At 76.0% G+C, this 7,904-nt stretch carries 10 protein-coding genes and 1 pseudogene; 7 read left to right on the forward strand and 4 right to left on the reverse strand.

What is annotated here, in order from left to right; all coding sequences use genetic code 11:
• The 3 genes from atpD to Q4D18_RS10065 form a co-directional block, all read left to right on the forward strand.
• Window positions 1-914 (forward strand): F0F1 ATP synthase subunit beta (gene atpD, locus Q4D18_RS10055; RefSeq protein ID WP_303127951.1); only part of this gene is annotated, 914 nt, incomplete at its 5' end.
• Window positions 915-917: 3 nt separating this feature from the next.
• The gene (locus Q4D18_RS10060; RefSeq protein ID WP_303127953.1) at window positions 918-1,190 is read left to right on the forward strand and encodes a F0F1 ATP synthase subunit epsilon; all 273 of its coding nucleotides are present in this window, start codon (window positions 918-920) and stop codon (window positions 1,188-1,190) included.
• A gap of 35 nt (window positions 1,191-1,225) precedes the next feature.
• Window positions 1,226-1,639: a DUF2550 family protein gene (locus Q4D18_RS10065; protein WP_303127956.1), complete on the forward strand. Its 414-nt coding sequence runs from the start codon at window positions 1,226-1,228 to the stop codon at window positions 1,637-1,639.
• A gap of 21 nt (window positions 1,640-1,660) precedes the next feature.
• Here the strand turns inward: Q4D18_RS10065 and Q4D18_RS10070 are convergent, their stop codons facing one another.
• From Q4D18_RS10070 to nucS, 3 genes are read right to left on the reverse strand one after another with little or no spacing between them, the layout of a single operon-like run.
• Window positions 1,661-2,584 (reverse strand): N-acetylglucosamine-6-phosphate deacetylase, encoded by a 924-nt coding sequence (locus tag Q4D18_RS10070; protein ID WP_303127958.1) that lies wholly within the window; start codon window positions 2,582-2,584, stop codon window positions 1,661-1,663.
• Window positions 2,575-2,916 carry a hypothetical protein gene (locus Q4D18_RS10075; protein ID WP_303127961.1) on the reverse strand — a complete coding sequence of 114 codons (342 nt, stop codon included), beginning with the start codon at window positions 2,914-2,916 and terminating at the stop codon, window positions 2,575-2,577. Before Q4D18_RS10075 ends, Q4D18_RS10070 begins: the two co-directional genes overlap by 10 nt.
• Window positions 2,894-3,589, reverse strand: a complete 696-nt coding sequence (gene nucS, locus Q4D18_RS10080) for an endonuclease NucS (protein WP_303127963.1) — start codon at window positions 3,587-3,589, stop codon at window positions 2,894-2,896. The genes Q4D18_RS10075 and nucS overlap by 23 nt, the downstream gene beginning before the upstream one ends.
• Before the next feature lie 52 nt (window positions 3,590-3,641).
• Between nucS and Q4D18_RS10085 the strand changes: the two genes are divergently transcribed.
• Window positions 3,642-4,001, forward strand: coding sequence for a hypothetical protein (locus tag Q4D18_RS10085; protein WP_303127966.1), 360 nt, complete (start codon window positions 3,642-3,644; stop codon window positions 3,999-4,001).
• A 10-nt stretch (window positions 4,002-4,011) separates the two neighbouring features.
• Here Q4D18_RS10085 and Q4D18_RS10090 read toward each other — a convergent pair whose 3' ends face one another.
• Window positions 4,012-5,187: an AI-2E family transporter gene (locus Q4D18_RS10090; RefSeq protein ID WP_303127968.1), complete on the reverse strand. Its 1,176-nt coding sequence runs from the start codon at window positions 5,185-5,187 to the stop codon at window positions 4,012-4,014.
• Window positions 5,188-5,345: 158 nt separating this feature from the next.
• On the opposite strand from Q4D18_RS10090, the gene Q4D18_RS10095 reads away from it, so the two are divergent.
• The 3 genes and pseudogenes from Q4D18_RS10095 to Q4D18_RS10105 all read left to right on the forward strand — a co-directional run.
• On the forward strand, window positions 5,346-6,338 hold the full coding sequence (locus tag Q4D18_RS10095; RefSeq protein WP_303127970.1) for a co-chaperone YbbN: 993 nt from the start codon (window positions 5,346-5,348) through the stop codon (window positions 6,336-6,338).
• An 87-nt stretch (window positions 6,339-6,425) separates the two neighbouring features.
• The gene (locus Q4D18_RS10100) at window positions 6,426-7,196 is read left to right on the forward strand and encodes an ABC transporter ATP-binding protein (protein WP_303127972.1); all 771 of its coding nucleotides are present in this window, start codon (window positions 6,426-6,428) and stop codon (window positions 7,194-7,196) included.
• A pseudogene (locus Q4D18_RS10105) lies at window positions 7,187-7,904 on the forward strand (Tat (twin-arginine translocation) pathway signal sequence); the annotation flags it as partial. The gene Q4D18_RS10100 and the pseudogene Q4D18_RS10105, both read left to right, overlap by 10 nt.

The raw sequence follows: 7,904 nt of genomic DNA on the forward strand, positions 1-7,904 counted from the left end.
AGATGATCACCCGTGTGGCCCGCAACTTCGGCGGCACCTCGGTGTTCGCCGGCGTCGGCGAGCGCACCCGTGAGGGCAACGACCTCTGGGTCGAGATGGACGAGGCGGACGTCCTCAAGGACACCGCCCTCGTGTTCGGCCAGATGGACGAGCCGCCGGGAACGCGTCTGCGCGTGGCCCTGTCCGCGCTGACCATGGCGGAGTACTTCCGCGATGTGCAGAACCAGGACGTGCTGCTGTTCATCGACAACATCTTCCGCTTCTCGCAGGCCGGCTCCGAGGTCTCCACCCTGCTGGGCCGCATGCCCTCCGCCGTGGGCTACCAGCCGAACCTGGCGGATGAGATGGGCGTGCTCCAGGAGCGCATCACCTCCACCCGCGGCCACTCCATCACCTCGATGCAGGCCGTCTACGTCCCCGCGGACGACTACACGGACCCGGCCCCGGCCAACGTGTTCGCCCACCTGGACGCCACGACCAACCTGACCCGTGACCTGGCGTCGCGCGGTCTGTACCCGGCCGTGGACCCGCTGGCGTCGACCTCGCGCATCCTCGACCCGCAGTACGTGGGCCAGGACCACTACGACACCGCCATCCGCGTGAAGCAGATCCTGCAGAAGAACAAGGAGCTGCAGGACATCATCGCGATCCTCGGCGTGGACGAGCTCTCCGAGGAGGACAAGATCACCGTGGGCCGCGCCCGCAAGATCGAGCAGTTCCTCTCGCAGAACACCTACACCGCGAAGCAGTTCACGGGCGTCGAGGGCTCCACCGTGCCGATCAAGGACACGGTCGAGGGCTTCAAGGCGATCGCCGACGGCGACGTCGACCACATCGCCGAGCAGGCCTTCTACAACGTCGGCGGCATGGACGACGTCGAGCGCGAGTGGGCCAAGATCCAGGCCGAGGGCTGATCCATGGCTGAGCTCGCAGTGGAGATCGTCTCCGAGGAGAAGGCCATCTGGTCCGGGTCGGCGTCCGCCGTCTCGGCACGCACGATCAACGGCGAGATCGGCATCCTCCCGGGCCACACCCCGATGCTCGCCGTCCTCGGCGACGGCGAGGTCGTGGTCCGCACCACCGACGGCGGGACCCTCACCGCGCAGGCCCAGGGAGGCTTCTTCTCCGTGGACCACGACCGCGTGGTGATCGCGGCCACCGCCGCCCAGCTGGGCGACGCGGCGGCCTGAGGCCGCGGCCCGGTCGCTCGCCCATGAAGGGTCCGGTGCTGCTCCTCGTGGCGGCGTCAGCAGTGCTCGCACTGCTGGCGTTCGCCGCCTGGATGCGGCATCGGACCCTCGTGGCGTCTCCGGGGGTGTTCGACGCGGTCCTCGTCGACGACGACGGCCGGCGCCGCCGCGTCGTGGGGCGCTACGGCGAGGACCGGCTCTCCCTGGCTCCCCGCTGGCTCCCGGAACGGCCCTGCTGGTCGGCCCGGCGGTGGGACCTGGACATCACTCGACGCCCCGCGGAGGCCGCGGGGCGCTCCCGTCTCGAGATCGGCGGGGCCGGATCCGCCTCGGACGCCGTGGTGGCCCTCGAGGTGGACGACGCCGTCGCCGGCGCGGTCCGCGCATGGGCCGAGGCGGGCCCCTCCCAGGCGGGACAGTCCTGGTGGCATCCGCCGGGCCAGGCCTGAGCCTCCGGTCCCATCCGCGGCTCAGCCCGCCGCCGGCGCCCCGCCCGGGCCGGTGAGCACGCGGACCCGGCCGTCCGCACCCCACACGAGCACGTCGTCCTCCGGGACGGCGTGCTCGCCCGTCCCCAGGGACAGGCGCGGCACGTGGACGGCCGCCCGCAGCACCGCGTCCGGCGGCAGGCCCGCGGCCAGCAGCCGTCCGACGGCCTGCGGGAGCCCCACGGCGCCGCCGGCCAGGGCGGGGGAGCCTGCGCCGTCGAGCCGGGGCGCGTCCGCGGCGGCGCGCACCGGCAGCGGGCCCAGGCGGTGCAGCGTGCCGGGCGGGGCTCCGGTGGCCGCCACGGCGTCCGAGACGAGCAGGATCCGCGGCGCCAGGGCCGGGTCCTCCAGCAGGTCCGCCAGCACCTCGTCGGCCACGTGGACGCCGTCGGCGATCACCTCCAGGCGGACCCGGCCGCGCCGGGCGGCGGCCAGGAGCACGGGGATCGGCCCGGGGTCGCGGTGGTGGAACGGCCGCATCGCGTTGAACAGGTGCGTGGCCACGGGGGTGGGGCCGGTCCCGCCGCGGGCCGCGTCGACGGCGTCGAGCGCCGCGCGCACGGCCGGGCCGTCGGCGTCGGTGTGCCCCACGCACACCACCGTGCCGGTGTGCGTGAGGTCGGCGGCGAGCTCCACGGCGCCGGGCAGCTCGGGGGCCAGGGTCAGGGTGCGGACGAGCCCGGCCGGGGCGGCGCCGACGACGTCCCGGACGCGACGGCCCGCGGGGGAGTCGGGCGGGCACAGCACGGCGGGGGAGTGCGCGCCCGCCCGGGCAGGGGAGAGGAACGGGCCCTCGAGGTGCACGCCGGCCAGCAGTCCCTGCTCCCACGGCCCGCGCAGCCTCTCCAGGGCCGCGGAGAGGTCGTCCGCCGGCAGGGCCGGCACCGAGGCCAGGGTCAGGCCCACGCCCGCCGCCCGGCGAGCGCGCAGCCAGCCCCCAGCGCGTCGGGGGAGGAGGTGGCCGCGTCCACGCCCGCTCCGCCGTGGACGTGGTGGTCCATGAGGGTGGCGCTCAGGCGCAGGGCCGGCATGGACCGGGCCCGTCGGAGCAGCGTGCGGGGAGCACACGCGGCCGGACCGGCCCACACGAGGGTCCCGGGCTCCTCGCCTCCGGCCCGCTGCGCCCACACGGCCGTCCACGGGACGGGGTCGGCGGCGGGGTCCGGGCCCACGAGCGGTGCGGTGGCCGCGGCGAGCGCCCCCGCGGGGGGCGGCTCAGAACAGGCGGGACTCGGCATCGTCCACGCCGCGCATCGCGTCGTAGTCGAGGGTGACGCAGCGGATGCCGCGGTCCTCGGCCAGGGTGCGGGCCTGGGGCTTGATCTGCTGGGCGGCGAACACGCCGGTGACCGGCGCCAGCAGGGGGTCGCGGTTCATCAGCTCGAGGTACCGGGTGAGCTGCTCGACGCCGTCGATGTCCCCGCGGCGCTTGAGCTCCACCGCCACGGTGTGTCCGCCGGGGCCCTTGGCGAGGATGTCCACGGGGCCGATCGCCGTCATGTACTCGCGGCGCACGAGGGTGTGGCCCTCGCCGAGCAGGCCGATCTGCTCGGCCAGCAGGCGCTGCAGGTCCGCCTCCACGCCGTCCTTCACCAGGCCGGGGTCCACGCCCAGCTCGTGGCTGGTGTCCGAGTGCACCTCCTCGAGGAGCACGGTGAGCCGGTCGTCCGACTTCTTGGCCTGCACGCGCCACACCTGGACGACGCCCTGCGCGGCCTGCTCCTCGGAGGGCTCCTCCACGTGCAGGGTGGCCGGCGGGGACATCCAGTTCAGGGGCTTGTAGGAGCCGCCGTCGGAGTGCACGAGGACGGACCCGTCCGCCTTGACCATGAGCAGGCGCGTGGCGGAGGGCAGGTGGGCGTTGAGGCGGCCCTCGTAGGTGACGGAGCAGCGGGCGATGACGAGACGCACCGCCCCAGTCTAGGGGCGGGACGCGGCCGGGCCCGTGTGCCAGCATGGGGGCATGCCGCGCTCGAACCGTCCTCGCCGCTCCTCGGCCCCGCGCCGGGGAGAGCGCGCCGTCGGCGGACTCTCCCGTCGGCCACGGCCCGGGCCGGGCCGGGCGGACCCGCTCGAGCAGGCCCTGGGCTGGGACACGGGCTACGCGCACGTGACGGGCGGCGACGGCGGCTGGCACGTCCGGGACGTCCCCTCCTGGCGTGCGGTGAAGGACTACACGTGCCCCGGCTGCGGGCGGACCATCCGCCCGGGGCAGGCCCATCTCGTGGCGTGGCGCTCCGACTGGATCATGGGGGACGAGGACGCCGGGTCGGACCGCCGCCACTGGCACCCGGTGTGCTGGCGCACCCGCGCCTCGCGCTGAGCCGGGGCGCTCAGCGGGCGTCCTGCCGCGGCACGAGGACCTCGCGCACCAGCAGGAGGAGGGCGGCCGCCGTCGGGATGGCCATCAGGGCCCCGAGCACCCCGAGGAGCGTGCCGCCGGCGATCACCGCGATGACCGCCACGGACGCGGGCACGGCGACCGCCCGGGCCATGATCCGCGGGGACACCACGTACGCCTCCACCTGCAGGTAGACGAAGTAGATCGCGGCGAACACCGCGGCCGTCTGCCAGCCGGCCAGCAGGGAGACGGCCGTGAGCACGAGGCCGCCGAGCACCGCGCCCACCAGGGGGATGAACGCGAACACGGCGGCGACGATCGCCATCAGCACCGGCACCGGCGTGCCCGCGATCCCCATGGCCACGAACGCCACCGAGCCGTTGATCACGGCCACCGCCGTCTGGCCCATGACGTACAGGCCCACGGACGAGGTGATCTCGTCGCCCAGCTCCCGGACGCGCGCGCGGCGCGAGCGCGGGGCGAGCCGGTAGGTCCAGTGCCGGATCTGCGGGAGCGCTGCCAGGAAGTACAGGGAGAGCACCGCCACCACGAGCACCACGAAGGCCGTGTGGATCACCGTCTGGCCGAGGCCCACGATCCCGCCGAGGCCCTCCGCGAGCCCGCCGGAGGCCAGCCCGTCCAGCCAGGACTGGACGGCCTCCCGGACCCGCAGCTCCCGGTCCAGCGCCTGGAACCAGCCGGTGGCCATGACCTCGCCCACCGTGGTCGGCAGCCCCGACAGCAGCTGCGCGGACTGCTGCACCACGGTGGGCACGAGCAGGCCCGCGACGGCGCCGGCCACGGCCAGGACCCCGAGGGCCACCGCGGTCACGCCGACCCAGCGGGGCCGGCCGAGGCGCTCCACGCGCCGCACCACCGGGTCGAGGCCGAGCGCGATGAACAGCGCCGCCGCGATCCACACCAGCAGCTCGGCGTTCGCCTGCAGCACCCAGGCGACCGCGAGCGCCAGCAGGACGCCGGTGGTCAGCAGGAAGCCGGCGGCCACGGGGGAGTGCAGGGCCGCCTCGGCGGGGACGGGCAGGGCCGCGTGCGAGCCGGACCGCGCGGGGCGACGCGGCACGGTCCCCGCCGGCGCGGTCCCGGACGGCGCGGGCGCGTCGGTTGCGGCCGGGGCGTCGGCGCGGGGGAGGTCGTCGTGTGGCTCCACGCGCACAGCGTACGGCAGGGCCCGGCCCGTGCTCCCGGGGCCCGCGCGCGGCTACCGTGGGGGCCGAGACCGCCGGGGACGGCCGGCATCGCGGCCGCCGCCCCGGCCGCGACCGACTCCCTCGGACCGTGACCGACCCCACCGGAAGAAGGACCGCCATGACCTCCCAGCCCTCCGACGCCTCCCCGGCCCACCTGCGCGGCGCCGTGGACCTGTCCTCCCTGCGCACGTCCCGTCCGGGGGCGTCGGGCCCGGCCGCGCCGGGGCCGGGCGCGCCCGCCGGCGGTCCCGGCTCCGCGCCGGCGGAGGCCGAGGCCGGCTCGTGGGTGGTCATGGACGCGGACCAGCGGCTGCTCGAGCAGCTCGTGCAGCTGTCCACCCAGGTGCCCGTGGTCCTGGCCCTGCACGTGCCGGGGGACCCGACCTCCGAGGCGCTCGTGTCGCAGTTCGCCGACGCCGTGGACGCCCAGGCCGGCCGCCTCGTGATGGCCCGCCTGGACGTGGCCGCCGAGCCCCAGCTGCTGGGCGCCTTCGGGCTCGGCGCCGGCCCCGCCGTCGTCGCGGTGGTGGCGGGCCAGCCGGTGCCGCTGGTCAACCAGGAGGTGCCCGCCGAGGTGCTGGAGCGCCTGATGGGCGAGCTGCTCGAGGTGGCGCGCCAGAACGGCGTCACCGGCCAGGTGCCCCCCGTGGCCCCCGCGCGTGCCGGCGGGGCGGACGCCGCTCCCGCGGCCCCGGCCGTCCCGGCCCGGCACCGGCCCGCCCACGACGCGCTCGCCGCCGGCGACCTGCCCGGGGCCGTGGACGCGTGGCAGGCCGCCCTGGACGAGAGCCCCGCGGACGAGGTCGCCCGGCAGGGGCTGGCCGCGGCCCGCCTGATGCTGCGCACCCAGGACGCGGACGCCGCCGCCGTGCGCGCGGCCGCCGCGGAGGCCCCGGACGACGTCGCCGCCCAGACCGCCGTGGCGGACCTGGACGTGCTCGGCGGGCACGTGGAGGACGCCTTCGCCCGCCTCGTGCGGTTCGTGGCCGCGCACCCGGGCGAGGACCGGGACGCCGCCCGCGCCCACCTCGTGGAGCTCTACACGGTGGTGGGCGGGGACGACCCCCGCGTGCAGGCCTCCCGCCGGAAGCTCGCCGCCGCCCTCTTCTGAGCCGGTCCGACCCCGTGCCGGGGGCCTGCGCCGTCCTCCCCCGAACGGGGGAGGACGGCGCACAGTCTCTTCTGTAGCGTGGTCCCCATGCGTGCACAGGACTCCCCGGACCCGGACCTCGCCCTCGTCACCCGTGGGCTCGCCAAGCGCTATGGGGAGAAGGTGGCCCTGGCGGGACTGGACCTCGAGGTCCCTGCGGGCTCGTTCTACGGCGTGGTCGGCCCCAACGGCGCCGGCAAGACCACGGCCCTGTCCATGGCCACCGGCATGCTTCGCCCCGACGCCGGGCGCGTGTGGCTGCACGGCGTGGACGTGTGGGAGCGCCCGCTGGAGGCGAAGTCCCGCGTGGGCGTCCTGGCGGACGGCGTGCGCACCTTCGACCGGCTCACGGGCGCCCAGCTGATCACCTACGCCGGCCTGCTGCACGGGCTGGACCGGGCCGTCGTGGACGAGCGCACCGCGGACCTGCTGCGCGTGATGGACCTCGAGGACGCCGGGCGCAGGCTGGTGGTGGACTACTCGGCCGGCATGACCAAGAAGGTCACCCTCGCCGCCGCCCTGGTGCACGCCCCGGACGTCCTGGTCCTGGACGAGCCGTTCGAGGCCGTGGACCCGGTCTCGGCCGCCAACATCCGGGACATCCTGCACGACTACGTGGGCCGCGGCGGCACCGTGATCGTCTCCAGCCACGTGATGGACCTCGTCCAGCGCATGTGCACCCACGTCGCCGTGATCGCCGACGGCGTCCTGCGCGCGGCCGGCACCCTGGAGCAGGTCCGCGACGGCCGGGACCTGGAGGGGCGCTTCGTGGACCTCGTGGGCGGCCGCCACACCGGGGAGGGACTGGCGTGGCTCTGACCCTCACCCGGCTGCGCTGGGCGCTCACGGTCAACGGATGGCGCAAGTCCACGCTGACGCTGGTCTTCTCCGTCCTCGGCGCGCTCTACTTCGCCGCCATGGCGGCCTTCCTCGTGGTCGGCCTGGTCACCGGGCTGCCCGAGCTGGACACCGCCACGCGCGGGATCGTCACGGTGCTCGTGGCCTCCGCCGTCGTGCTGCTGTGGACGGTGCTGCCGCCGCTGGTCACGGGCGTCGACGCCACCCTGGACCCCGCCAGCTTCGTCCTCTTCCCCGTCCCCGCGCGCACGCTCGTGGCCGGCCTGCTCCTGTCCACCTTCACGACGCCGGTCGGCGCCCTCACGCTGATCGTCCTGCTGGGCACGGCGGCCTCCTGGTGGGACACGCCCGCCGCGCTCGTCGCGGGGGCGGTGGGCGCGGTGCTCTCCGCAGTGACGGCCGTGGCGCTCGGCTACGGCGTCACGGGGCTGATGAGCTCGTTCACGGGCCGGCGCCGGGTGCGTGAGGCCCTGTCCCTGGTGGTGCTCGTGCCCCTCATGCTCGGCGGCGTGGCCCTGATCCGGGTGATGGAGTCGATCGAGGACCTGCTGTGGCTCGGTCCGGCCCTCGCGCGCGCCGCCGCGTGGAGCCCGTTCGGTGCCGGCCTGGCCGCCGGCGCGGCCGCGGCCGAGGGCGCAAGGGGCGCCGGCGGCCTGCGTCTCGCCCTGG

The organism is Micrococcus sp. (genome assembly GCF_030523875.1).
Classification (GTDB): Bacteria; Actinomycetota; Actinomycetes; order Actinomycetales; family Micrococcaceae; genus Micrococcus.

What these genes read in the sequence shown, in the direction of transcription:
- Q4D18_RS10060 (WP_303127953.1), top strand. Translation starts at nt 918, where the DNA reads ATGGCTGAGCTCGCAGTGGAGATCGTCTCCGAGGAGAAGGCCATCTGG.
- Q4D18_RS10075 (WP_303127961.1), bottom strand. Translation starts at nt 2,916, where the DNA reads ATGCCGAGTCCCGCCTGTTCTGAGCCGCCCCCCGCGGGGGCGCTCGCC.
- Q4D18_RS10085 (WP_303127966.1), top strand. Translation starts at nt 3,642, where the DNA reads ATGCCGCGCTCGAACCGTCCTCGCCGCTCCTCGGCCCCGCGCCGGGGA.
- Q4D18_RS10095 (WP_303127970.1), top strand. Translation starts at nt 5,346, where the DNA reads ATGACCTCCCAGCCCTCCGACGCCTCCCCGGCCCACCTGCGCGGCGCC.
- Q4D18_RS10100 (WP_303127972.1), top strand. Translation starts at nt 6,426, where the DNA reads ATGCGTGCACAGGACTCCCCGGACCCGGACCTCGCCCTCGTCACCCGT.